The organism is Ensifer canadensis, from assembly GCF_017488845.2.
GTDB classification, from domain to species: Bacteria; Pseudomonadota; Alphaproteobacteria; order Rhizobiales; family Rhizobiaceae; genus Ensifer; species Ensifer canadensis.
This window is the reverse complement of record NZ_CP083370.1, coordinates 2120945-2145603: the sequence shown is the minus strand read 5'-3', so window position 1 is coordinate 2145603 and position 24659 is coordinate 2120945. Positions and strand designations below refer to the sequence as shown.

18 protein-coding genes and 4 pseudogenes are annotated in these 24659 nt (G+C 56.4%); 13 read left to right on the top strand and 9 right to left on the bottom strand.

Features of this window, described 5'->3' with window-relative positions; all coding sequences use genetic code 11:
* Positions 1-31 precede the first annotated feature (31 nt).
* The 4 genes and pseudogenes from J3R84_RS10535 to J3R84_RS10520 all read left to right on the top strand — a co-directional run.
* The gene (locus tag J3R84_RS10535; RefSeq protein ID WP_203528220.1) at positions 32-1000 is read left to right on the top strand and encodes a DNA/RNA non-specific endonuclease; all 969 of its coding nucleotides are present in this window, start codon (positions 32-34) and stop codon (positions 998-1000) included.
* A gap of 41 nt (positions 1001-1041) precedes the next feature.
* A complete protein-coding gene (locus J3R84_RS10530) occupies positions 1042-2226 on the top strand; it encodes a S8 family peptidase (protein ID WP_203528218.1) in 1185 nt (394 codons plus the stop codon).
* A gap of 113 nt (positions 2227-2339) precedes the next feature.
* Complete coding sequence (locus J3R84_RS10525) at positions 2340-3629, top strand: trypsin-like peptidase domain-containing protein (protein WP_203528217.1); 1290 nt, start codon at positions 2340-2342, stop codon at positions 3627-3629.
* A gap of 166 nt (positions 3630-3795) precedes the next feature.
* Positions 3796-3996: pseudogene (locus tag J3R84_RS10520) on the top strand (SDR family NAD(P)-dependent oxidoreductase); the annotation flags it as partial.
* A gap of 30 nt (positions 3997-4026) precedes the next feature.
* Here J3R84_RS10520 and J3R84_RS10515 read toward each other — a convergent pair.
* Together J3R84_RS10515 and J3R84_RS10510 are read right to left on the bottom strand one after the other, a co-directional pair.
* Positions 4027-4269: pseudogene (locus J3R84_RS10515) on the bottom strand (transposase); the annotation flags it as partial.
* A 335-nt stretch (positions 4270-4604) separates the two neighbouring features.
* Positions 4605-5921, bottom strand: coding sequence for a hypothetical protein (locus tag J3R84_RS10510; RefSeq protein WP_203528216.1), 1317 nt, complete (start codon positions 5919-5921; stop codon positions 4605-4607).
* Positions 5922-6729: 808 nt separating this feature from the next.
* Here J3R84_RS10510 and J3R84_RS10505 point away from each other — a divergent pair.
* Positions 6730-7596 carry a TRADD-N-associated membrane domain-containing protein gene (locus J3R84_RS10505; RefSeq protein ID WP_203528215.1) on the top strand — a complete coding sequence of 289 codons (867 nt, stop codon included), beginning with the start codon at positions 6730-6732 and terminating at the stop codon, positions 7594-7596.
* A gap of 357 nt (positions 7597-7953) precedes the next feature.
* On the opposite strand, the gene J3R84_RS10500 is transcribed toward J3R84_RS10505, so the two are convergent.
* On the bottom strand, positions 7954-8589 hold the full coding sequence (locus J3R84_RS10500) for a hypothetical protein (RefSeq protein ID WP_203528214.1): 636 nt from the start codon (positions 8587-8589) through the stop codon (positions 7954-7956).
* On the opposite strand from J3R84_RS10500, the gene J3R84_RS10495 reads away from it, so the two are divergent.
* Positions 8588-9574 carry a DUF4238 domain-containing protein gene (locus tag J3R84_RS10495; protein WP_203528213.1) on the top strand — a complete coding sequence of 329 codons (987 nt, stop codon included), beginning with the start codon at positions 8588-8590 and terminating at the stop codon, positions 9572-9574. The genes J3R84_RS10500 and J3R84_RS10495 overlap by 2 nt on opposite strands.
* Here the strand turns inward: J3R84_RS10495 and J3R84_RS10490 are convergent.
* The gene (locus tag J3R84_RS10490; RefSeq protein ID WP_203528211.1) at positions 9553-10164 is read right to left on the bottom strand and encodes a trypsin-like peptidase domain-containing protein; all 612 of its coding nucleotides are present in this window, start codon (positions 10162-10164) and stop codon (positions 9553-9555) included. The two genes, J3R84_RS10495 and J3R84_RS10490, sit on opposite strands and share 22 nt — an antisense overlap.
* A 987-nt stretch (positions 10165-11151) precedes the next feature.
* Here J3R84_RS10490 and J3R84_RS10485 point away from each other — a divergent pair.
* The 4 genes and pseudogenes from J3R84_RS10485 to J3R84_RS10470 form a co-directional block, all read left to right on the top strand.
* Complete coding sequence (locus tag J3R84_RS10485; protein WP_203528209.1) at positions 11152-11556, top strand: hypothetical protein; 405 nt, start codon at positions 11152-11154, stop codon at positions 11554-11556.
* Positions 11546-12133 (top strand): hypothetical protein, encoded by a 588-nt coding sequence (locus J3R84_RS10480; protein ID WP_203528207.1) that lies wholly within the window; start codon positions 11546-11548, stop codon positions 12131-12133. Before J3R84_RS10485 ends, J3R84_RS10480 begins: the two co-directional genes overlap by 11 nt.
* Positions 12134-12299: 166 nt before the next feature.
* Positions 12300-13493: an ABC transporter substrate-binding protein gene (locus J3R84_RS10475; protein WP_225906318.1), complete on the top strand. Its 1194-nt coding sequence runs from the start codon at positions 12300-12302 to the stop codon at positions 13491-13493.
* 102 nt (positions 13494-13595) lie between these two features.
* Positions 13596-14012, top strand: a pseudogene (locus J3R84_RS10470) (Mu transposase domain-containing protein); the annotation flags it as partial.
* Positions 14013-14419: 407 nt separating this feature from the next.
* On the opposite strand, the gene J3R84_RS10465 reads toward J3R84_RS10470, so the two are convergent.
* Both J3R84_RS10465 and J3R84_RS10460 read right to left on the bottom strand, forming a co-directional pair.
* The gene (locus J3R84_RS10465; RefSeq protein ID WP_203528205.1) at positions 14420-15142 is read right to left on the bottom strand and encodes a hypothetical protein; all 723 of its coding nucleotides are present in this window, start codon (positions 15140-15142) and stop codon (positions 14420-14422) included.
* Positions 15143-15176: 34 nt separating this feature from the next.
* Positions 15177-16253, bottom strand: coding sequence for an endonuclease/exonuclease/phosphatase family protein (locus J3R84_RS10460; RefSeq protein WP_203528203.1), 1077 nt, complete (start codon positions 16251-16253; stop codon positions 15177-15179).
* Between the two features lie 181 nt (positions 16254-16434).
* On the opposite strand from J3R84_RS10460, the gene J3R84_RS10455 reads away from it, so the two are divergent.
* Together J3R84_RS10455 and J3R84_RS10450 are read left to right on the top strand one after the other, a co-directional pair.
* The gene (locus J3R84_RS10455; RefSeq protein ID WP_203528199.1) at positions 16435-17553 is read left to right on the top strand and encodes a heparin lyase I family protein; all 1119 of its coding nucleotides are present in this window, start codon (positions 16435-16437) and stop codon (positions 17551-17553) included.
* The gene (locus J3R84_RS10450; protein ID WP_309239112.1) at positions 17550-18782 is read left to right on the top strand and encodes a serine hydrolase domain-containing protein; all 1233 of its coding nucleotides are present in this window, start codon (positions 17550-17552) and stop codon (positions 18780-18782) included. Before J3R84_RS10455 ends, J3R84_RS10450 begins: the two co-directional genes overlap by 4 nt.
* Positions 18783-18809: 27 nt before the next feature.
* On the opposite strand, the pseudogene J3R84_RS10445 reads toward J3R84_RS10450, so the two are convergent.
* A pseudogene (locus tag J3R84_RS10445) lies at positions 18810-19159 on the bottom strand (thermonuclease family protein); the annotation flags it as partial.
* A 274-nt stretch (positions 19160-19433) separates the two neighbouring features.
* Here J3R84_RS10445 and J3R84_RS10440 point away from each other — a divergent pair.
* A complete protein-coding gene (locus J3R84_RS10440; RefSeq protein ID WP_203528192.1) occupies positions 19434-20939 on the top strand; it encodes an amidase in 1506 nt (501 codons plus the stop codon).
* 356 nt (positions 20940-21295) lie between these two features.
* Here the strand turns inward: J3R84_RS10440 and J3R84_RS10435 are convergent, their stop codons facing one another.
* Both J3R84_RS10435 and J3R84_RS10430 read right to left on the bottom strand, forming a co-directional pair.
* Positions 21296-22018, bottom strand: coding sequence for a hypothetical protein (locus tag J3R84_RS10435; RefSeq protein ID WP_203528190.1), 723 nt, complete (start codon positions 22016-22018; stop codon positions 21296-21298).
* A gap of 1080 nt (positions 22019-23098) precedes the next feature.
* Entirely contained in the window at positions 23099-23410 is a 312-nt protein-coding gene (locus tag J3R84_RS10430; RefSeq protein WP_203528188.1) for a hypothetical protein, read from the bottom strand.
* Between the last annotated feature and the right edge of the window lie 1249 nt (positions 23411-24659).

The window sequence follows — 24659 nt, the reverse complement described above, 5'->3', positions numbered from 1 at the left end:
GCGCATGTTTCAAGTCGAATGGGGACTCTCTATGGACGAAGCAAGTAAGCCGAATGTGGATTTGAAATACCGTCCCCGTCTGCGCGATACGCGGCAGCTGGGGGACGGTAAGCCGGAGTTACTTCGGTCTGCGCCGGAAGCGCGCACCTCCTCTCGGTTGAGGATTTCAAAACCTGAACATTTCATCGGCCGCAAGGGGTACGAACAAGCTTTCCTCGCTGATTTCAATGTTGGCATTCCGCAGCCTCAAGGCGAAAAGCTACAGGACATCACCCCAGTTGCCGGAGATAGATCGGGGAGGCTCGACTACGAGCATTTTTCCATTGTCATGTCAGGCTCTCGGCGAATCGCGATGTTTACCGCTGCGAACATCGAAGGAGCTCGGTCGGTATCGGTCTCCCGAGGCGATGACAAATGGTTCCTCGACGGGCGGATACCCATGGATTCTCAGCTGGGGGAAGGCCTTTACATTGGGAACCGATTAGATCGTGGACACTTGGTGAGGCGTGAAGACCCCAACTGGGGTCCGGCCGCAAAAACGGCGAATGCCGACACGTTCCACTTCACCAACTGCGCCCCGCAAATGGACGTAGTCAACCAGCAAACGTGGCTGGGGCTGGAGAACTACATCCTGCAAAACGCACGCGCTTGGAAAGAGAGATGTTCGGTCTTCACTGGCCCCGTGCTTGGCAAGCACGACCTTCGGTACCGAGAGGCGCAAATACCAGCCGCATTTTGGAAAGTGCTGGCTTTCCTCGGTGACGACGGCAAGCCCTCGGCGACAGCATATGTTGTGGAACAGGACAAGGAACTCTGGGGTCTCGAAGCCGCCTTCGGCAAGTACAAAACATACCAGCGAAGTGTACGGAAGATCGAAGAGGTAAGCGGTATCTCGTTTGGGAGCCTTTCCTCCTACGACGCTTTTTCAAACGAAGAATTGGCGCTGGGCGGATTAACCTTGAGCGCCGAGTTGAAAACACTTTCCGACATTCGTCTGTAACCACGCATCAATTGACCACTCGTCGAAAAATGGAGGCAGCCGTGAAAGACCTCAAGTTGGACTGGGTTGTATTCAAAGCCGTTGCCCCCGCAGTGCGCGGCAAGCCGGGCCCCGCTGGAATACCAATTGACATCCAACTGGCAGGCAGCGCGAAGACGAAGGAAAAGCAGACGCCGTCGTTCGAAATTGAGAACGCCGTCATGTCAGTCAACGAGACGCGGGATCGGTTGCAGCAGAAAGAAGTGTGGGATGCTGTTCTGCGCATGCCAATCAATCTTATACGATCAGTGAAATCAAAGCAGAAAAACGAAAAAACGGCTTGGGGAATCGAGGAGGTTGGCGCTGACCGATCAGAACGTGAGGGTGCCGGCGTGACGGTTGCGGTCCTAGATACCGGAATCAACAAAGACCACCCGGCATTCGACGGAACACTCATTGTTCATCGCAATTTTTGTGACGGTGAACCTGACACAGACGTCGATGGTCACGGGACGCACTGCGCGGGTACTATTTTTGGAAAAGACGTCGGTAAAACGCGCATCGGTATTGCCAGAAAGATCGACCGCGCGCTTATCGCCAAGGTGATTGGCGAGAACGGCGGCGCGTCCGACGCTATAATCAAGGCGATCCTGTGGGCGCAGTCGGAGGGAGCTCATGTGATCTCCATGTCCCTCGGCATGGACTTTCCGGGCTACGTGCAACGTTTGGTTCAGAAAGGACTTGATATCCCAGAGGCCACTTCGCTTGCGCTTGCAGGGTACACAATGAACCTACGAATGTTCGACAAACTGTCACGCGGGATAGCCGGCGAAGGCGGGCTATATGCTGGGTCCGTTGTAACGGCAGCAGCCGGCAACGAAAGCAAAATGCCACGTTACACCATTATGGTGGCTCCGCCCGCCAGTGCGGAAGAGTTCGTCTCAGTCGCCGCTCTTGGTCGCGGGAAAACCCTCGCCGACTTCTCGAACGTCGGAGCCAAACTCGCTGCGCCTGGAGTGGACATCCTTTCCGCAAGCTTGAACGGTGGGCTTGAAACGATGAGCGGAACAAGCATGGCGACACCCCACGTTGCGGGTGTGGCCGCACTTTGGACTGGCGAACTTCTTGCGGCAAAGAAGGACGCCAGCGCCGCCAAGGTCATCGAGATGATGAAGGCAAAGGCAACAGGTCTCCAGCCTACGATCAGTGAGAGGGATGTCGCATGGGGACTGGTGCAAGCACCATGACACGCGAAGCTCGTCGAGCGGCTGCTCATTCGCGGTTGGGCGGGCGTCTGAGTTCTGCGAAAAACTCCGGGATCGCGATGATCCTCCCAGCTACGGGAGGGAAACATGCCGGAATGGGGATTCTCGTCGGCAAGCGGCATGTCATCACCTGTGCGCATGTAGTCAATGTCGCACTTGGCCACGAGGATACCTCCCAGATTGAACCAGGTCCTGAAAGCCGTGTGGTCGTAAGGTTCCCTCTCGTCGGCGATCGGCCGGAAATCGTGGCCGGAATCACCAGATGGCGTGCGCCTGGAATGTTCCCACGTGACGACATTGCCCTTCTGACCCTGGAAACCGATGCCCCGGAGAGCGCAGGAACAGCGATACTGGCGGACATTACCGGAATGCAGCTCGATAGCGATCGGCTGAGCGTCTTTGGGCTGAGCAGCGATCGCTGGATTGGCAACAATGTCGATGCCATCTTCATGGGTTCAACCACGGCTGCATGGATACAGATCGACGCCGTTGACAGCGCAGGAGCATTCGTCGAGCAAGGCTTTTCGGGGGCGGCCCTGTGGAACGCCACGCATCAAGTCTCGGTTGGAATGGTTGTAGCGAAACTGGTCTCGCCGACGGAAAAGATCGCTTACATGATACCGGCATACGATCTCGCCGCCGTCCTCCCGGAGCTGTCGATCGAACGACGGGACATGTCATCGTCCTTCGCCCCGACATGGACGATTCTGGCTGCGGTGACGTTCATTTTGGTTTTTGGCCACTTCGTCGTCCAACGTGGCGCGAAGAGCCTACAAACTTTCTCGCTCGGTGGCGACAACACTCTGCTCGCCGCGTTTTGGGGTATGCATATCGTTGCCGCACTGATGCCGGTGCTGATGTGGTTGCTATTCCGTTTTTCGACAGGGTTTCGCCTGCACAGCTGGTGGCAAAGGGTGCCCGCGTTTGGTCGGCTATCCTTAGTCCCGCAACCTTCAACCGGGCGGTTGTCCGCCCTCGCGACTATACTTTTGTTCGTCGTACTGCCTTTCGCGGCCCAGGCGAACTTCTTTTCACATTTCCTCGATGGGAAAGTCTTCGTCAAACCACTGCATTTTTCATGTTCGTTCGAGGAACTTGAGCAAAGGGGTATGACGTGCGACCGACACGAACAGCTGTGTTGGTTTGATAGCCCGCGGAGGATGGCACTCGTCAATACGTGCAGACCATTTGTTGCCGCTCCTTACTGGAATACCGCATATCGATTTGGGGACAGCCCGAAGCCAATGGACTGGGTCACATACTATCCCATCCTCCAGCCGTTTGTGATTATCCTCTTCACCTGGGTCGCGTCGCTTTTCGCAGTACTCGCGCTTTCGAACGCCTTCCGCGATCCGCCCGGTTCGGACCGGCGGAGACGCAAGTAGATGTTTACTAGCCACTGCATCCTCCGGAGCAGGCAGAACCATCATACGCCGGTATTAGGTCCCTATACCCCCGACTGATTTCGGCCGTTCGACATGAACGGCATATTCCCGGCCGAGGCGCGCTAGGTCTTGGCGTTGACGTCTGCGCAGTACATCGGAGAGAATCATGGCTCAAAATCGCGGCCCCCTCGCGGGCAAACTTGCTTTGGTAACGGGCGGTTCGCGCGGCATCGGAGCGGCTATCGTTAGAGGGCTGGCCCAAGAAGGCGCGGACGTCGCGTTCAGCTACTCGTCCTCGAAGGACAGCGCTCAGGCCGTTGTCTCTGAGGTTGAAGCAATGGGCCGGCGCGCGACGGCCCTTCGAGCCGATCAAGGAAGCGTCAGTGAGGTTGCTGAACTGGTGAAGCAGGCGCACGCCTGGCAGGGTACCCATCGAATAGCCGATGATCAGCATCCGCATCATCAGCTCAGGGGCAACCGAAGGACGACCTGTGTTGCTGTAGAACGGCTTCAACTGTGCTCGCACGCTGTCGAGGTCGAGATGGCGGTCTATCCCGCGCAGCAGATGGTCAGCACGGACGTGATCTTCGAGGCAGAAGTCGTAGAAGAGCTGCGCCGGAGCCGCCTGACGTCCCACCATTCAATTGATCCCCTGCAAATCACTCAGAGGATTGAATCACGCGTCCCAAGTACCGGCAATACCGAGTTTTTCAACAGTATCGGCCCGAAGCGGTCATTCGCCTAATCGAGCGTGAAGTTGGGAAGCTAGTTGAAGGAGCCGATCCATCTCGCGATGCGAGTGGAGCACGGCTACCGGAACATTCGGCCCGTAACGATCTATTTGCTTGATGAAAATAGGTGCGTATTTTTTCTCGAAGTTCCAGATATAGGAGAGGAACTCTCGATCTGGCAGTGGCTCAGGACAACCGTCAGCTAGACATTGCCGCTTCGTTCTCGCGTGCATCTGTCTATTGTCTATCCACCTGCGTGCGTCTTGATGAATTCGACCACCGGCTTTAGCCACGAAAAGAAAGCGTATCGGTCGGACAAAGAGATTAGGAGTTCGCTGTACTTAAACAGCCACACGACTGCTAGCGCTCCAATGGTCGATTTTACGCCATCGCGAGCGGTTTCGGCGAGGAGTGACGAGACAGAGCGCGGCAAGGAGGATAGGAAGCGAAGGCCCTGTCGGCAGACCTCAGAAACACTATTTGAGATACTCTGGAAAATCGAATAGTCGACCTTGCCCCGCTCGCCGAAGTCGCGCTTGTCCTCAGCCATATCATCCAGGGCTGCTCTGACGTCATCATCAAAAATTGAATCGTCTGCGGCCTTCTGAAAATCGCGTAGCGCAGCGCTGCTGTCGCCGACAGCTGTGACTTCTTCGTCGCGGGAATACTCTTTCCACGCATTGAAGTTCCGAAGGAAAATGTCGCATTGGAAAAGCGCAGAAATCACTTGCCTTGCCAAGGAGGCGGTAAATTCATCCGAAATGACGTCTTTGAAGGAGTTCGCGACCCCCACATAGATACCGAACCTAATCGGAGAGAAAAGTTCGAAATCGCGACCGATCTCGCCCACGCATTTTTCAAGTGCTCTACTTATGCGGGGATCGCCGTTTGATCTTTCAAACTCCGTGTAGGTGTCTAGCAAGACCTCGTGTAGCGCGGTTGCTGCTTCACGCATACCGACGTCGCTAATGCGGCTTTGAAGGTGTGCGTCTACCTTGCGCCGGATATTGGTGGTTGTCGCCACGACTTCGAGCGGTGCGAGACGTTGCGGGGGAACCTTCGACAAAAGCTGCAGAACGAGGTCGCTACCCATTTGACTGGGGTCCGTCTCGATCAGTTCTTCGGAAATATCGTAGAGCTTCTCCAGTGATTCCTCGAGGTCGTAAAGAAACGGCCAACCCAGGCCGACTGCACTCACCTCAGTAACAACCTCGCTCAGAATTGAGACGCAGGCTTCGATCTTGGAAAAGAAGTATTCCTTATGGTCGGCGAGCCCTTGCTGTAGAACTCGACTATCGACCGACGCGCGCATCCCGTCAATATCTGCAGCATAGTTCCAAAATTCTACTTCAAAGTCGTCGAATGCGCCTTCGAACGCAATCACGTCTTTGAGGACGTGCTTGGAAACGTCATAGTTTCTCTGGTCATATTCTCCATCGAGACTGGCCTTGCACCAGTCCAATAGTTCCCTATGAAGTTGAAAGACATTAGTCTGGGCATCGAGAAATCGTTTCAGCTTTTTTTCTGCTGTGGCGTATTCGGCTGATTGGCGCGCGCTCATTCGACTCTCGCGTGGGTTGCCGACGATACATAGTCAAAATTGTTATGCTTTGGGAGAGTCCTTCGTGTTCGACGTCTTGATTTTTCGGTCTTATACCCCGGAAAAACGCTTCGAAAGCCAGCGGGCGGCGGATTGGCCGCGGAATTGGCAGAACTGTTGGGAATTCTTAGTTCCGAGCCTTCAAAATCTGAATCTGTGGGGAGAGTTGCCGCTGAGACTTGGACCGCGCTGAAGGCTAAACTGCCCTCAAAGATATAGGGACGCCCGACGATTCAGTCCTGGGGCTCGCCAGAGGTATTTATAGATGGAGGCCGATGAAGTTTTGCCTGATTCACGCCCGACTTGATTTTTACCCGGCGGCCGAGCGGTTTGTCAGGCGAAATGAGAAATTGAGGGGTCAAATCTTCACTTCGCTTGACACGGTTTGAAGCCCATCGCGTCGAGGACGAAGCCGAATGAGGTTTCCTTTGCTGACTTTTGTTGGGCCTTACGGCGTGGTAGCCGCGTCATCTCGATCCCCTACAGTTCGAAGGTGTACCTTGGGCTCCGTGCAGCCATCCGGCAAGGGGGAATAGTTCCCGTCCGAATAAACCGATCGGCCCGGTTGTGCGACACTGCCACATGCAGGTTGACCGGGTCAGAAATGTTATCGCTGCGGGCGTTCGCGCGCCGCGTTTCCGGGCGAAAATCTCATTGGGATGGGCCTTTAAGCTGAGTGCTTACAGGGAGAATACTGCCGCTTTAAATTGCATACAGCAACGAATATAACGCGGCTTAGGAATGCGGTACGGGGACTAAGGGGGCTGCGTTGTTTGATATCCTTGGAACGGTTATGCTTGGGGCGGCGGGGGCCTTCCGCATTAACACCAACCTGCGCAAGTGGGTGCTGATTACGTCTGGCATCGTCCTTGTTCTTGCCGGTGTGTCCCTCCTGGCCATCCTGTTTTCTCCGCCATATGCCTATCCCTACCGCACCAATCTCATCGGGATCGGCGTGATATTGGGCTTGATAGGGCTGTTCGGTTTTGCGGCCGCTGTTTCTTCCTACCTGCCGGAGAAATCCCTGAACGCGGCGCTGCATCCGGATGAAGCCCTTTTGAGCTGGCTGAAGAAAATGGGGGAGGTGGAACTGACGCTCGGGCCTCCGACGAGGTCGCAAGCGGCCAAGCAGGAACACAAGCCCTACGACATCATCGAGGGTATCCAATCCAACCTCGGCCACCTGCTCGAATATTACATCATCAACAAGGGCCAGGCCAAAAGCAGCTTCCGCGCCAGCACGACCTCGATTGCCGTAGGCTTCCTGACCATCATCGGCGGCATCTGGCTGTCGTATGCCGGTAGGCTGTCCGACAACAGCGCGGTCTACATTTCGGTGCTGGCCGGCGTCATCCTGCAATTCATCGGGGCCGCGTATTTCTACCTCTACAATCGCAGCCTTGTGCAGTTGAACTTCTTCTTCAACCGACTGGCGCTCATGCAGGACACCCTACTCGCCATCCGTCTCACCGAATCCATTCCGGAAGGCGAGGCCAAGCACAAGGTGCTGGAGAAGCTGGTTTTCACGATCGCCACCCGTGATCCGAAGACTCCGCAGTATGTGCTGGACGATCCAAAGCCAGCGCCGCGAACGCGCACCTCCAGGGCCAAAATGCCGTCCGCTGATGCTGCATGATCGACACGCTTCCGTGGCATAGAAAACACGATACGGGCACCGGAAAGTGTGCCAGCTTAACGGCATGGGCCTCGCACCGGACCGCGCCGACCTGTCGAGTGCCGGTTCGGCGACAAACAAAAGAGGGTCCGGCGTGTGGAATGCCCTTCCTATTGCGCTGTAATTCCGGCCGATGTGCCGTACGTAGCAATTACCCCAACGCCAAGCTGCTCTACGGTGAGATAATGTGCTTTGCACAGGCTGACTCGCTGGGGCGTGCTGGAGGATGACAGTCAGATTGTCGATATCCGGCTGAGCTGGGGTAGGGCGGAGGAGGGCAAGGCGGGTGAATGCCGTGTCGAACTGGTCGAGGCCGCTTCAGCCAAAATGCTTTAGATCGTACTTCCTGCTGGCCTTCCGCACCGTCTCGATGTCCACAACCTCGGTGAAGTGCGAGGTCTTGTCGAACTTCCATTCGCGGCACAGCATGATCCGCTCGTAGGGCTGTCTCTTGGCCTGATCGAAATGGCAGACTACGTGCGGGTAGTCGTAATATTTGTCGCCCTCCCAATCAACGTCTACGATGCCTTCGTAGGGGATGAATCCGATGCACCAGAACTTCTCCCCGTCCTCGCCCTTCAGCCAGTCCCGATACCGCCACTTGTCCTCGCCAATGGATACCAGTTCACCGATGCTGAGGCAGACCATGAACCCGCGTTCGTAGGTCTGGACCACCGGAACCTTGAACCACGGGCTGATGCCCTGCTTCTTCTTCGGCTTGGTGCTGTCCGGATAATCGTCCAGGCGGCTGATGTTGCGGATGATGACTTGGGTGCTGAGTTCCTTGTGGGTGTTGACCCTGAAGAAGTCCTCGAACTTCGGCTTCCATTTTTGCCTTAACTCCAGACGCTTTGCCGGAGTAAGGTCACGCCGGTTGCCGCGGAAAAACCGCCACACGCCGCGCAGCGTATCCAACCCAAACTTGATGCCGCTTATGGAAAAGAAGTCGAGCATGTCCGAATCCAGTGCAGAACGCGCAAAACAAGCGTCGAACGAGCCGAAGTATCACCATTACGTTCCGCAGTTCTACCTCAGCCGGTGGGCCAACAATGAGCGGAAAATCTGCCGATTCAGCAAGCCGTATGACCGGATTGTCCCCAAGATGGTGGGTTTGAAGCGCACGGGCGGGCAGGAGAAGCTGTACGAGCTGAAATCCGTAGCTCCAGAACACTCGCAGTGGGTGGAGAAGGGGCCGATGTGGGAAATGGACACCTACGGCAGCCAAGCGCTCGAACTGCTTGAAGCTGGAGAAATCGCGGGCATGACGAAGCAGGAGCGCAGCAACTGGTCGCGCTTCCTGATGTCAATGATGATGCGCGGGCCGTACGATATCGAGCTTATCCGCAAGAGCTATGCCGACGAGTGGCAGAAAAACGTCCCCGAGATTATCGAGAAACTGCAAGTGAGCGATAACGAGATCACGCGCGGCCTGGCGGACAAGGTGCCGGAGATGTTGGCGGCCGACGGCCCGCTCATGGCGGACTGGGCACTGGAAATGGCGGTTGGCATGATGGACCACACGGGCATGGGCGGACTGCTGAACAAGCTCATTTGGATGGTGCGGGACGTGCCAGAGGGTGTTCCGGAGCTTCTGACCTCCGACCGGCCCATCATGGCCTCGGACACCATGGTGCTGCACGACGATTACATCCTAATGCCGATTGGCCCGCGCAAGCTGTTCCTCGGGGTCACGACGCCGGAAACGGAATATCGGGTCAAGCAATACAACATCGCCACACAGGTGACCGCCGTCAACCGCTTCATCGTCGGGCAGGCGCAAGAACAGGTTTACGGTACGGATGATGCCCAACTGGACTTCGTGCGGGAGCATATGAGCCAACGGTCTCGGCCCTCGCTATTCGAGCGTCTGGCGAGGTTTCGGGAGCTTAATCCGAACCCAAAAAAGAATGAGCGGTGTTACTTCAGCAAGACGGGCTGAAGTGCCGACAGCGATAGAACAAGGCCGTTCGTGTAGTGGGCGCTCACGTCACCGTGTACGATTCCGACGAGGCCGTTCTTCGTTACCGCCGGTGCGCCAGACAAACCGGGTGAACTTGGCTTGGACAAGACAATGCTTGCTCCATGAACCTTCGTGATTTTGTGGGTGATTTTCACGGGGCTCATCGGACCACCGGAAATTCCGGGGAATCCGACGGTGGAAACCGATTGGCCCACTTCCGGTGGCACTATCGCGTCGGCATCGAAGAAGCTGAAACTCGACAAGGCCTGGGCCTCGACCTCGGTAAGTTTTACGGAAATCACGTCGAAGAATGTGCGGTCCGAAGGGTCATAAGCAATCTGCGAGCGTGGTTTGTCGCCGGCCACAGTAATTTTGATGTCAGTCCCCAAAACCGAGAGAGCCGCACCTTCGGGTATTTCGAAGCTGGTAGGGATGACCGTGAGGCCATTGAAAATATGCAGGCAGGTCAGTAGCCAGCATTCTTCGCCGCGTTTGATCAAGAAGCCAGTACCGGCAGACGACTCATTGATAGCAGCATTGTGGTAGGTCAGAGGTAACGGCAACGGCATGGCACATCAACTTTCGTGGTCAGGTTGCAGCTAAATCGCACATGCCCAGAACAAAAAATAGTGCCGCCCTCAGTTGGGGCAGCACTAATCGTTATTCAGGCAGCTTCCGGACATCGGGCCACTGCCGAGCATCGGGAACCGAATGTTGAACTTCGTCAGATGACCAAGGGGCACAACGTCGTGGAGGACTACGAGCGCAGCCTTCGAGGTCCCAATGCTCCTCGGGCGGGGGCGGGTCAACATGATCTCGACGCAGATTTACCAGTCGTCGTCAGGTGTCTCGGGGGCGAACTGGCCGTTGGCCGCGAGCCTATCGATCCTTTCGGCGATTAAGCCGTACCTGCCACACCACTCGGTATGCGGGCCCGCACCGGGCGGTTCGAGAAGCCCAGGTCATGCAAGTCGGGAGAAGCCACAGGCGTCGAAGCGTCCAACCGTCAGGACGTGGCTCAGCCCAGCTTCGCTGTGCCTCCACCGATGCATCCGGCTATGATCAACTCATTGGTTAGCTCTGAGGCTGCGGAGACGGCTATGGACCGTGGTTCCTTCGGAATTGTTTAGCAAAATGCCACTAGACGGCTTAGGATGCCGATTGGGCCATTATCGCCGAGGAAGCACGGTGTCAGACAACGTATCAAACTCTTCAGAAAGGAAACGCCAAGCCGCCGCGCGTGCCCGTTTTGAGAAAGCTACATTGGAAATTGCCTCAGAGCAGCGTTTCGGTGGACCCAATGCGGAATCCACAGAGATCGAGATAATGGAAGAAGCCACTCGGCTCGTAAGAGAAGCTCGGAAGGTCGAATAACAATCTGACGCTTGTGGCATTTGCCACGGAATTCTGGCCTTTCTGTAGGAAGCGAGCATTTCTGGCAATTGCCGTGCCCGACTGCACGACTGGCAGTAAGTGGAATTCGATACAGCCTTGACTCGCAAATGGTCTGTGTCACCCTCGCATACCGGGTTGAGGCTCATCGAGGAGCGACGTCCATGTCAGGGTCAATGGTGAGTGGCGAGGCGACGCCCCCTTGGCAAGACCGCGCGATTGCAAAACTCGCCACCTACTTCGAATTGGATGACGATAGCAAAGCTATAGCCAAGACAGCGCTCGACGCTCTTGGCCAAGTTCTCCGCGATCAACGACTGTACAGCCCCCATATCATTTCTGAGCCCACAATTGTTGTCGGCGGACGACAGTTTGCCGTTCCTCTGAACGGGCCGGAGGTCCCCGGCGCAGTGATTGACCAACTGGCTTCAAGTCCGATCCTAAGACAGTACGCGGAGGGCAGAAAGCTTAGCGGCGCAGGGATTCAGGCACTGCTAAACAATCCGGCTGCAGTTCGCGCAATCTTCGGAAGCCGGCTGCCTATACTGGCTTGTATGGATGTCGATTAACTTTGATGACGAAACGCGTAATTCACTGGACGGTAGCGCTCAGGCAACTCTGATCTCTGGGGTCTGCAACAGCATTCTGCTCTTTTGTGGCCTTCTCATCGCCGGCACATTCACTGTTGTCACAAGCAGCCGGTTCAATTTCGACAACATTGTTTTGGTAGCTGCACTTGCTTGCGTCTTCGGCTTGAGCTTTTCTGCCGGCATCGTCGCTCTCATCGGGATTATGAAGGCGCACAACCTAGCGCGGAGAGCGGAGAGGTACCGCCTTGGGCTGGATGCGGGTCGGTGGCGAATAGATTCGGCCAGAAGGCACTCGGTGTTACTCTCGGTAGCCGCGTTCTACCTGACGATAGGTGCTTCGTTGGCTGCCTTTGTGGTTGTAGTCATGTATCTCTTTCAAAGAGAATTGCCGGAGCCGTCGCAGTTCAAGGGTATAACAATAATCAAAAGCGCTGGTAAGACGACGATAACGATAGGTAAAGCTCTGGAAACAATCCAATTGGTTCACGACGGAAGAGTTTGCAAGACGGTTGTCCCAATCGACAACGGCCAAGTCACCATCGATTCCGCATGCTAGGGCGTAAGCCCATTTAATATCTGATAGCAAGTGCTACACCACCTCACGGGACACGATCCCGCTTAATAAGCTCGGGCTTGGTCCACTATGACAACGGCAGCCGTTATCACCGGGCAAAAAGTGATATAATCGCTTCAGCCGTTTGCCGTTGCTTGTGGGGGCGGACATGAAAAAAGGGTGGAGAGAGACCTGGCTGCCGATGTGGGCGTCGGCATTGGGGCTGATATTCGCCACAGTGGCTTCCGCCGATCCGATGGACGAGCTGGTGGCAGCCGCCAAAGCCGAAGGCCGACTGAACGTTATCGCATTGCCTCGCGACTGGTGTGGATACGGCGGCATAATCGACGGCTTCAAGGCGAAATACGGCCTCACGGTCAACGAACTTTCGCCCAACGCGACATCGTCCGATGAGATTGCCGCGATCAGAAACGCGCGGGACAAAACCGATTCGCGGACGCCGGATGTGATCGACGTCGGTCTGTCCTTCGCACCATTGGCGAAGAGGGACGGCCTGCTGCAGCCTTACAAGGTTTCGACGTGGGCCAGCATCCCGCACTCGGCGAAGGATGCGGACGGGTATTGGTACGGCGACTACTACGGCACGATCGCCTTCGAGGTCAACGCGGACCTTGTCAAGAAGATGCCGACAGATTGGCCCGACCTCGCCGGGCCGGAGTATAGAAACGCAATCGGCCTGGCTGGCGATCTTACGGCAAATCAGGCCATCCAAGCGGTCTTCGCCGCGGGTGTGTCGACCGCGAACGGCAATATCGAAGAGGCGGCCGATCAGGGCTTGAGGTTCTTCGCGGACCTCAACCGAAAGGGCAACTTCGTTCCTGTGGTCGGCGAACTTGCTTCGCTCGTCGACGGACGCACGCCCATTCTCATCCGCTGGGACTACCTTGCGCTGGGCGACCGCGACCGCCTGCGAGGCAAAACCAGGATCGAGATCGTCAGGCCGAAGACCGGCGTCGTCGCGGGTGTGTATGTCCAGGCGATCAGCGCCTTCGCTCCGCATCCGAACGCAGCCCGCCTCTGGATGGAGTACCTATACTCGGACGAGACGCAGCTTGCCTGGCTGAACGGCCACTGTTCGCCGATCCGGCTGCCGGACCTGGTAAGCAGGGGGAAGGTGCCGGCCGATTTGAGAAAAAGGCTCGCGCAGTTCGAGCATCATGGGGAGTATGCCGATCCGCTCTTCCCGACGATCGAGGAGCAGGAAAAGGCAAGGGAGACCATCATGAAGGGATGGGGCAGTATCGTCGGCGTGACGGTGCAATGTTTGCCAGACAAAAGCCCTTCCGATTTCCCGATGGTCCTCAATGACATTCCCATTCTCCAGTGCAGCACTCCCCAGTAGCCGAAGGGGGGGCAGCGCCGGGCAACATCCGCAAGCGGATGTGACAACGGGCCTCGACGCCGATACGGAAGATCATCTTGGTCAGCGCCGGCTAGAGAGCCGTACTCCGTCCTCTCGACTGCGGTCGGTCGTCCTGTTGAGGTTCCCGCCTATGCCGACCGGATCGTCATCCGACAGGACGGAGTGAATGTCGGTGAGCATCCTCGTTGCTTTGGCCGTGGCGAGACGATCTACGATCCCTGGCATTATGTCCCTGTTCTGGCTCGCAAACCCGGTGCTCTTGCGCAATGGCGCGCCGTTCCGGGAATGGGTCTTACCCGCAGCGATGGAGAAAGTGCGCCGGCGGCTGAAGAGCGTCCATGATGGTGATCGGCAAATGGTCAGCATCCTCGGATGCGTCCTGCCGATGGCTTGGCGGCCGTCGATGCCGCCTGCCAGGAAGCGGTGGATCATGGCGTCTGCTCGGCCTCGGTGATCATCAACATTCTGGCCCGGAGCCGTGATCCGGATGCGGCGCTGAGGCGATGGAGGTTCGCGACTGAAATTGGTGCCCCCTCTGTCCAATTGGCAGGCGAAACCGCCGATGGTGCGGTTGCATCTTACTGCTCACACACGTCACTGTCACTATCACTATCACTATCACTATCACTGTCGATGTACCCTCTCGCAGCCCTGATTAGCAAAGCGCGACCGAAGGTTAGAAGGCGAATGACATTTGTTAGGCCCACATCAGAGGGCATTTCACCTGGCAGACGGCAGCCCTCCTGAGAAATCCGCGAATCTCCATGAAGGCAGCCTAACGTTTCCTTCAGTTCTTAGGTTTCTTGACCTCAGCAGGGCCAAGGCCGTCCCGTACCGGTCCCTCGGGGCGAGGCGGCTTTGGCTTCTCCCCGCTTTTTCCTTTGGGCTTTTTTAAGCCTTTTGCGTCAGGGGTTCCGACCTGCTTGGCCATTGTTCTTACTCCATATGTCAGGAAGCGGATTGTCTTTGTTGACGGGAGCGATCGTGAACTTCAACGACTGGACGTCATTGCGTTCGCTTTCCACCCCCGCCGATCCGGCAAGGAAGACGACATCAAAATCGAGCCCGAGCTTGTCCTTCGCGACGACGCCGAATTCGGCATCGTACGTTAGGGCATCGGCCTGTCCCATCGGATAGGTGTATGAGTTGGCATCGAGCCCTTCGACGACGGTCGAAAGCCACTCCGTGAACCCGTACCTGGCGCGCGTGTCGGCACCTACGTTACCACACACGTCAGCGTCTGCCGCCCACATGTAATAGCGGAAGTTGATCTCGGTCTTGATCGTATTGGTGGCGACAACCGAGTGCGAGAAACTTGGAAGGAAGTTACCGACCCCTCCGGCGAAACTGAACACAAACGGACCACCCGTAACGGGCTTCGCTGCGACGCTGAAGTCTTTGGTGTTTTTATGAACGACCTTGAGTGTGAGCGTCCCCGCAGCCACGGTTCCTTCCAGCCGTTTGATTTCACCCGACCGCTTCTCCTTCATAAGCGCGGTAGCGAAGGCACACTTCAGCGCTCCGAGTATGGCTGGAACCTGGACCAGTGAAGAGTCCATCCGCGTTACAGGCGTGGCGCATGCGTTAAGCCCGAAAGCCAGCGCTGACGCCAGGCACAGCTTCTTCATGGCAGGTTGGACCCTTTCGTTTATGGAGTTCATCTTAGGGCAGACTCATCGAGATCGGGCAATGATCGCTCGGCTCCACCTCCGAGAAGGTCAGAACCGAACCGTCTTCAAATTTGTTTGGCGTGCCAGCGCATGTTTTCAGATAGTCGGTCGCGAAATCCGTGGTTTTCGCTTCGGTACCCATCGGATACTGCTCGGCGGCTGGGCTCGCCAAGGGTCCGTCGCCACTTATGACGAAGTAGTCGATCTTGCTGTTCGACTTCGGGCTGTACGGCAGGGGCCTGCCTCCGGCAGCGGCGATCTCTGGGAACTTGGCATTGGCGGCCGAAATGATCGCGTTCCCGCGGTTCGGGAATGACGCCCAGCATTCTCTTTGTGTTGGCTCGAAGCGAATGCCACTGTCGGCGGCTTTGAATTTGGCCGCCACGTTGTCGTTGTGATCGATGAGCTGCCGATTGAAGTCGCCAGCGACAATCACAGTCTTCCCAGCCTGGCGCTCCTTCTTGATCCAATCCAGGAGTACTTCCACCTGCTTCATCAGCGTCGCACAATCATCCTTCTGATCGGCGCTAGTTTCTGCGCTGTTGTTCTTGCATGAAGCCTTGAGATGCACGGAGAGGATGACGACCTTTTTTCCGTTCCGGTCGAATTCGAGACCCACGCCACCTCGGACGGGTCTTGGCATTTCGCCCGCGCATTCACTGGTATGCATCACGGCCAATCCAGGGACTTGGACTTCGGTAGGTGTACCCAGCGATTTCCTATAGGCGATCGCCGTGAAGATATCGCCGACGTCCTCCTTACATTGCTTCGCATTCTGCAAGCAGCGTGTCTCGAACACGATTTCGTATTCATTTGACAGCACCGCTCGTGCGCTCCCGAAGCTTCCCATCTCCTGTAGGCCAATAACGTCCGGAGCGACCTTCGCAACGATGTCTCGGATGTGCTGATATTCAGCCTCGTCTCGTGCGTGTCCGCGCAACGGTATGCCCGGTTTGCCTGCGAGATTTCCGATGTTCCAACTGGCGATTTTGAGATCGGCAGAATAGGTAGCGGTCGAACACAAGACAGTCACTGCGGAAAGCAACCCGAACAATACAGATCGAAACATTTCCCATCCCCCGGATATATGACGACTCGATCATATTTCACCTGAGAGGCGAGTCAATTCTCGATTGTATTATAACTGACTGTGTTAGGTTGGTTGAAAGTGGTGGCGGCAACCGAATGAACGCGCGTCGGACGACATCGGTTAATGTTATGCTCGCTTTCGATCATGTGAGGGGCGTCGCATGCATTTCGCGATACTGAGATCTCGGCCGATACATGCCCTGGTGCTGGCGTGCTTGCTGGTGTTAGGGGGCCCGAACGTATGGGCGAGCAACCTCGACGAGGAGTTTTCCGAGGGCAAGTTGGTGAGAGCCCATTGGTGCCCCTGTCAACTTGATGAGAAGCTGCTCTCGTTTCCCAAAGACGACGACGGAAGCGGCGATCTTATTGCTCGCATAACCGTCAATAGGACCATCGCTGGTGAAAAAGACTGCAACTACAACGCGGTTTGCAAGCCGTATGAGGGCTCGGAGGAAAGCCAGGGCGAGCGGTTGGGGCCAAGCTTCATGCAGGCCCCAAGGATGGATATCATGACAGAGGGACGTACGCGGAAGAAGAACCCGTACTGCCCCTATTCGGACCCGACGGACGATCGATGCCTGCAGCGCCAGGAAATGCGTCTTACGCGTACCTATCAGTATGCCTTTGAACAATTGGTGGATTATACGATCCGATTTCGCATGCCCGAGGAGATCGGAAACGAAACGGATTCACTCCGCTGGGTCATTGCTCAATGGAAACAGGAGCCCGCCCAACAGGTTGTTGACCCGGCCGTCGAGCTAGAGCGTCCGCGCAAGGGTAAGCAGGACGAGAAAGAGGAAAAGTGGGAGCCGAGCCCGTTCCTCGCGCAACGCTTCGACGATGGCATTCTGCACATCACCGTCCAGGATGGCGACTGCCGATGCATCGTTGCATCAGAGAAGAAGCCAGCAATCTGGACGCATGGGTGGGAGAACGGCAAGCCGCCGCCGGACTGCAGGTACACTTACCCGTCGGCCTTGGAAGATCGCCAGTGTGTCAGTTCTCTCATCCTCGAATTCAATGGGGAGCCGAAACTCACCACGGCGAGGGGTGTCTGGACGGAGATGAACTATGAAGTCCAGCCCGGGCGCAAAGGCTCCGGTGGATCGATAACCGTGACACAGGACGGCAACCTCGTGGTCAAAGTTACGGGCAAGATTGGTTATGACGATGTCCCGGACAACCCACCAAAGCAGAAGTTCAAGATCGGCCATTACCGCGACATCATGGCGACGAGCGACTCCATAGATATCGATAGAGTCACGGTCGTCGCCAAATGAGATATCTCCGATTGCGGGCCAAGGTCACGAGTTGCTTGGCAATGGCCACTCTTCTGTTCTGGCTAACAGGAGGGCAACCCGCGGGGGCCACACAAAACGAGCCAATCCACCCGCCACCGAAGCCGATCGGCTTACCCAAAAAGGTCGAAATCGGCGACATCCAATATGCTTGCAGGCGGGGAACCGCAACATGCCGGCTCTCCGATTTCATGGAGAAGGCCAGGGTATGTGCGCTTCTTGTAGTTAGAGATCAGAAGTACCGGATCGAGGAGTTTGGGCCCTCGGACAAGTTCTGCAAGGAGAAGGGTGAGAGAAACGGTCGGAAGAGGCTCTATGGAGTGGCCTCCGTGGCAAAGTCGATTACCTCGACGCTGCTGGGCCACGCGATCGCCGTTACGCAAGGCGCGCGAACGCGGCAAGACTTCGAAGCGGCTCTCAGCCGCCCGGTCGACCGCTATGTGTCCGATCTCCACCTGTTCATTCCATCGGCGTATGTCGGTGTTCCGCTCGACCGGGTTCTGCGCATGCGATCCGGGGTCTGGTGGACGGAATACGGATGGAAGGGGTTCGGTTCAGGTGCCGCTTTCTTCAGTCAAAGAGTGAGGCAGATGCATGAGAGCGTTCCGCATTTCGCACGACGCTACGTGCTGCGCACGATTTGGCGGCCCACATTCAACTATTCGGCGCTCGATACTGCGATCGCAGCGCAGGCCGCGGACGACATGTTGGGCGGCGTGCGATTGACCAAGTTCCTGGAGACCGGAATATGGGCTGCAATTGGGGCTGAATCCGAGGCCATGTGGGGCGTCGACAAAGCGGGAACCGCGATCGGCCCATGTTGCTTCAAGGCGACGGTCGGAGACCTCGCCCGCTTTGGATTGCTGGTGCTTCGGCGGGGGAAGGACCGTCACGGGAATGAGATCATCCCCGAGGCCTGGTTTGACGTTGCGACAATTAGCAGGGGGCAGGCCGACGAAATCCCACCCGAAAACCGATCTGCCAACGCCGGCTGGCGGATGCATTATGGATACTTTTGGTGGCTGAATGCAAAGGGCACCGACTTCTCCGCCATCGGACGGGACGGCCAGTTCATTCACATCTTCCCGGACAACGACACGGTCATCGTGCAGATCAGCGACTGGAACGCTTGGACAAATGGCGATGAGCGCGAGGTCGACACCTTCGAAGCGCATAAAGCGCTGGTTACGACAATCGGCCGATTGCCTTGATCTCCTACAAATGGTTCATCCGCTGGCTCAACAAGCAAGTGTGTGTCCAAAGCGTTCGGCTCGTGCCTTACACGGGAGTTGGAATTCGCCGCGCCAAATACCGATGTACCCTGCGCGAGCTGTCTTGTCGGCAGCTGCATACGTTCCATTGCTGTATCGTGCCCAGTCCAAGGCATTACCACTTTCGACCAACCATCCCGGCCGTCGGCGCGAAAGCAGACTGCGACGAGTCTCTGATAGCGATCGCGTTCGGTCACGTCGCAACGGATTGGTCGGGATGCGGCCAGGAACTGATCAAGCGCGTTTGCCGCCACCTTGCCGCACCGATAGGAGCCTCCATCTCCATCCGAGCATCTTTGCCAACTTTCCGGCGCATCGGGTCACCGACCACGACTGCTCGCCTCGTCGCGCGATGGCCCCGACGGCCGCCTGCGGCAGCGCCTGGCCCGCCTCTTGATAAGCAGTCATCCTGACGCTTCCGCCGGAACTCTGCCGAACATTCGGCCCATGTCAGGTCGCTCGAAGAACTCCGTCGATATGAACGTGCCCGCGTTTCTTGTTGCCAGGACCTGAGCCGGAGGACGTCCGACACTGCTCTGGCGCGATGCGAGTTACACGCTACACTCTGAATCCATACGCTGGGGGTGGTATATGTTAGCAGAGTACGACGACCTGGATGGTATCGGATTGGCGGAACTGGTAAGGGCCCGGGATGTCTCGGCCCTTGAGTTAGTCGAGACCGCAATCGGAAGGATCGAGTCCCGAAATCCGCTACTCAACGCCGTCGTCCTCAACATGTTTGATCAGGCACGTAGCGCGGCGCTCGACGTGAATTTCAGTGCTCCATTCGCAGGCGTTCCTTTTCTCATGAAGGACCTGCTCTCGACGGTAAAGGGTGTACCCACCTCCCACGGAAACCGCCTTTGCGCAAATCTACCCGCCGGCGGTGATTCCGAAATCGTGAAGCGCTGGAAGAAGGCGGGGCTCATTACCCTCGGCAAGACAAATACGCCTGAGTTCGGACTGACCCCATACACAGAGTCCGAAACCTTTGGGCCGGCTCGGAACCCATGGGACATTGAGCGCACACCGGGCGGCTCGAGCGGCGGCTCGGGAGCCGCAGTCGCAGCCCGCATGGTGCCGCTCGCCTCCGGCGGCGATGGCGGCGGGTCTCTCCGGATACCGGCATCTGCCTGCGGGGTGTTCGGCATGAAGCCAACCCGCGGCCGCACCCCAGCCGGACCATACATTGGAGAACCTTGGGCAGGCTTTGCGGTCGAGCATGTGCTGACTCGGTCGGTGCGCGATTCCGCCGCACTGCTCGACGTGGTGCAGGGAGTCGATGTTGGTGCGCCGTATTATCTGCCAACTTTCTCGGGCTCCTTCCTTGACGCCGTCGCTACGCCCACCAGGAAACTGCGAATTGCGGTTTCCTCAGCTCCGATGCTCGGTGGCACAGTCGAGCCGGAGGTCTTGGCGGCGTACGCTGACGCAGCCAAGCTGTTGGAAGAGCTTGGCCACGAGGTCGTGGAGGCCGCGCCACGGATAGATGCGGAGCCATTCTCGTTGTCCTTTCTCACAGTGCTCGCTGCGGAACTGCGCGTAGACATGGAAGAGGCGGCGAAAGCGGCCGGTGTTTCAATACGGGTCGACGATTTCGACGCTTCAACGGTCGGCATGGGTCTACTGGGGCAAACCTTCTCCGCGGGCGAACTTGCAGCGGCTCTGCGCTACCTCAAGCTGGCATCTCGCGGTGTCATGTCCTTCTTCGAGAATTATCAAGTGCTTATGACGCCTGTGCTTTCGATGCTACCGCCGCTGATCGGGGCGCTCCAGCCGTCATCCCAGGAGAAGACGATCATCCGCACGATTGGCCGCGCAAGGGCGGGGTGGTTACTGAGAAAGCTTGGCATAGCGGAGAGACTTGCTGCACATACGTTCAGCTTCATGCCTTGGACGCCGGTGTTCAATGTGACCGGACAGCCTGCCATGTCGGTACCACTTCTATGGACCGACAGTGGACTACCAATCGGGACGCATTTTGTCGGCCGCTTCGGCGATGAGGCAACCCTGTTCGGACTCGCTGACCAACTTGAAAGGGCGCGGCCCTGGTCGCACCGCAAGCCGCCTCTGTTTCTTCCAGTAAGGACATATTGACTGGCCAACCATGCGGCGAAGCACGATGGGCCGAAAAAGCTGAACCTTCCGACATCGTGGATGTGGCCGTCGCCACCCTACATTGGATAATGAAGCGCTCCAGCGCTAGCCGGAGGAGGAGAAGTTACGTCGAGATCGAAGGCAATGTTGAAGCTATTGACGAGATCGCTGTGGCCGGGGCCTGGCACGATGGCGACACAAGCGACAATCCAGTCGTTGTTGGTTGACTGCAAGCGCCGTCGCGAGCAACTTGCATTGGTCGAAGGCGACCATGAGCGTCGGCTTTGCTCGCGGCTAGCGATCCGCGGACGGCGCGACGACCCGGACGCAGCAATGACGACAGACGCAGGGCCCGATTAGGCCAGGTTTGAACGCGCCGACGTGGCAGTTAAGCCTTCAGTGTGTATCTCCCGATAGATTTTGAGTACTTCCTCGACCTCACCCGCTTTTTCTCGCCAAGCGTAAACTGTTGGTCGCGCCTCGGGTCCCCTCCCGATCAAACCATCGCAATGTTCGTATCCGTCCCTACCAGTGTATGTCCCCGGAATTAAGCGGTCTGCAGCTTCGCCGATCATTCGCTTAGCAATTGCTTCGGCCATCCGCGGAGTTTTCGGTTTAATCCGCGTTTCATCAGAGCCGTGCTTCGATGCTGGCATAGAGTCCACCTTCGTCGCGCTGGCGGCTACTTGGGCATCCTCGGTGGACGACTCCTTGAGGTCTGCCACCCACGCCGACACAATACCTTCTGCGTGCGCCACTAGCACAACTGAAGGCTGCTGTGATGTGACAGGCGGCGACTCAAGGAAAGCAGTCCTCTCAGCAGCGGTCTTGGGCATTGTAAGGCCGGCTCGTTTAATAGCCTTTGAAAGCGTGTTGGAAGAAATCCCGAGTGCGGATCGAATTTCCGAATGCGTCTTGCCCGCGCGGATTGCCGTATCCAGTAAAACGTTCGGCAGGTCCAAATTGCGCTTTGCTCCACGGGCTTTGTTGGCATCGTTTCCTCGAACCCAATCCGCCGCCATCTCGGCAAATTGGCTCGGATAAGGCTTGTTTTTGTAAGTAGGAGGACGGATCGTCATTGTGAGCACTCGTTAAAAATGCGACCGCGCTTCCAGATTGTTACTGTTGCTGATCGGTTTCGAGGTGTGGTTTCCGACTTCTGGTATGTGAAACTGTTCACCACCGAGTACCCTCGTCAACTCTTTCTCTTCAGATTATGTATAGCCTGTGGAAATCGGTAATAAATCGTCACGACCATTGACATAGCAAATATAAATTTACGTCTTTAATTTATTGTTGGTTTTGGTCTAAACTTCATAATAGATGAATAACGAAAAAATACAGGAACTCAAGTGCTAATTATTCTGTAGACGCGAGATCGAGTTCTACAATTCCGAATGCTGCGATAGACGGAGTCTTTTAATTGGGAGATAACGAGGAGGTTTGCGCGGACCCGCCGTACATAACCAAGGGCTTACTCTCGAACAGCCCGTGAATTCTTAGACTCGAGGGCTAGTTGGTCGGCGGCTGCGCAGCACTTTCCGGCACGCAAAGGTGTTTGTCAGGCTGCCGCAATCTCGAGCCTTGAGGGAAGCATGCGCGCAGTATCGAGATGCATTATGCTGCTCGATTGGTCGACGACGGGCGGCGAGAAGACTGCGACGCGATCAAGCGCGCCTGAGACCGGCACGAAAAGCAGGTCGAGCTCAATGCTCGCGCTGGGTTCTTTTTGAGCCAGACGGCAGTCGGTCCTCAGCCGACATAGCGGGACGGTCTATATAGATCAGGCCGGCTCCGATCATCCGTTGCATGCCGTGCAGCACAAGCTCGTCATCAGAGCTACGTTCTCCAAGACGCATATCACATCGATCGTGTCGTCGCCCGGCGGACCATCCTTGGATCGCTGTTGTGGCTCCTTCCAGGGCGAGAACTCAGCTGGCCGCCTGCCTCAGATCGGATTTCACCTCGATCATAGCTCGAGCAGCCTGAAAGGGGACGAAAACGAGGAGCGTGATCGATCAGATCAAAAAATCAGGATGTCTATCTGAAGGGGCAGTCGCGCACATCTTTGGCGAAGAGGATCGTGCCCTTGTCGTCGCGGAAAGGTCGGTCATCGCGATCGTCGTTGCCACCGGGCCTTCACGGCAGCCGGAACCGGTTCAACTTTCGTGGTAGAGAAAGAGGTTGGGATATGACTGAAGAGCGCCGCCGGTTACGAACCGGATGTTTTTCAGGTCGTTCTCTTCCAGGTCAGTCCACACCTCGTCCCCCGACAGCATGTAAGGCTCGATGTGTTTGTAGAAGGCGACGACTATGTCGATGTTTAGGAAATCGTATCCATACGGGCCTTCTGCAATCTCCTCCAGCATTTCTGAGATACCATCTATTCCCCAGCCTTCCAGTGCACGTCCATTCGAAGGCTGCGCGAAATGTAGCACGTGGGATTCGATCTTTTTCGAGTAGATTTCCATGTCGTCCCCTTGATTCAAACCAAATCACCAGCGGTGAACATACCGATATTCTTAACCGCAGCAAAGTCTACTTGCCTCACACTGGAGTTGGGAGCAGGACCTGAAACGTGGCAGTTTGGTTCCTAGCGGTTTAATTCTCGCGGTCATGGATAATCACTTCGATCCAGAGGGCCAGAAGGTCTCGGTTGGTCGAGAGCCAGAAAGGCCGTGGGACTGAAATGCCAATGTCGCGAACGGCTTGTAGCTGACCGACCCAGATTTCGTGCCCGGGGGATGTCTGGCGAAGCGTCGATGATCATCTGCGTTGAAGCGCAAACCGGCTCCCCGTCCTCGTAGAATTCGGCGATCCTGACTTCTCTTTCGCTTCGGCTGCCGACGAGCGACCTCCTGTCGTTCCCCAGGTAGATCGAGGGCGGGTCTTCGATGACCTGTTCGCAGGAATCATCGGCCGGATCAGGGCCTGTTGGTCGGCGGGGCGAAGGTGCCCGACAGAGTTTAGAATTGCATCAATTTAGACATCGTGTTGCCGCGCGCCACCAACGACGACGGCATCTACAAGTCTTTCGAGACGGAGACGCAGGTCAACACGCGGGCGTAGTTCGGTGCATCCTAGAAGAAGGAAAGTCCTCTTTCAATCGCGCCGCGTTCATACCGGCCCGACAAGTTGACAGCCGATTCCGACGGCGGGCAACGAGTGAGTGCCGACGCGCACTTCATCCAAGCGATGAATAGGAGTGCTAGACACCTCCAATTATCGGCGGGATGCACCGGCAGGCATTTTGAATCAATTGTTTGCAGCTGAAGTCTTTCAATACAGTGCCAAAGAGGGTCTTCAATTTATAACAATAAAGATAACTAGCGCAGTAAATTTCGCATGACATAAATATAGACCTCACAATCACGGTACCAAAGCCGCGTTTCCTCAGTGAAGAAACGAAGCGTCGAGTTAATTCCTGATTTTCTGATATCAGTAATTCGCGCTATGCTTCCGTTAGCTCAATTTATGTTTCTCTTTAATACTCATTTAACTTTTTTATCCCAGCCTTTATTGCGAAGTAAAAGTTACATAGCCGCTCTCGTTTTCGTCAGTTTCGGGAATATACAATCAGAAAAATGGCTGAGGTGGGCGAAATGACACGCACCGGAAGTACCTTAAAAGAGGCCGTCGAGCGGGGCTGGTCCACGTACTCGTGGACGGTTCTTGGCCCCCCTCGAATTATCCGATCTCGCAAACACCGTTATCCGAACG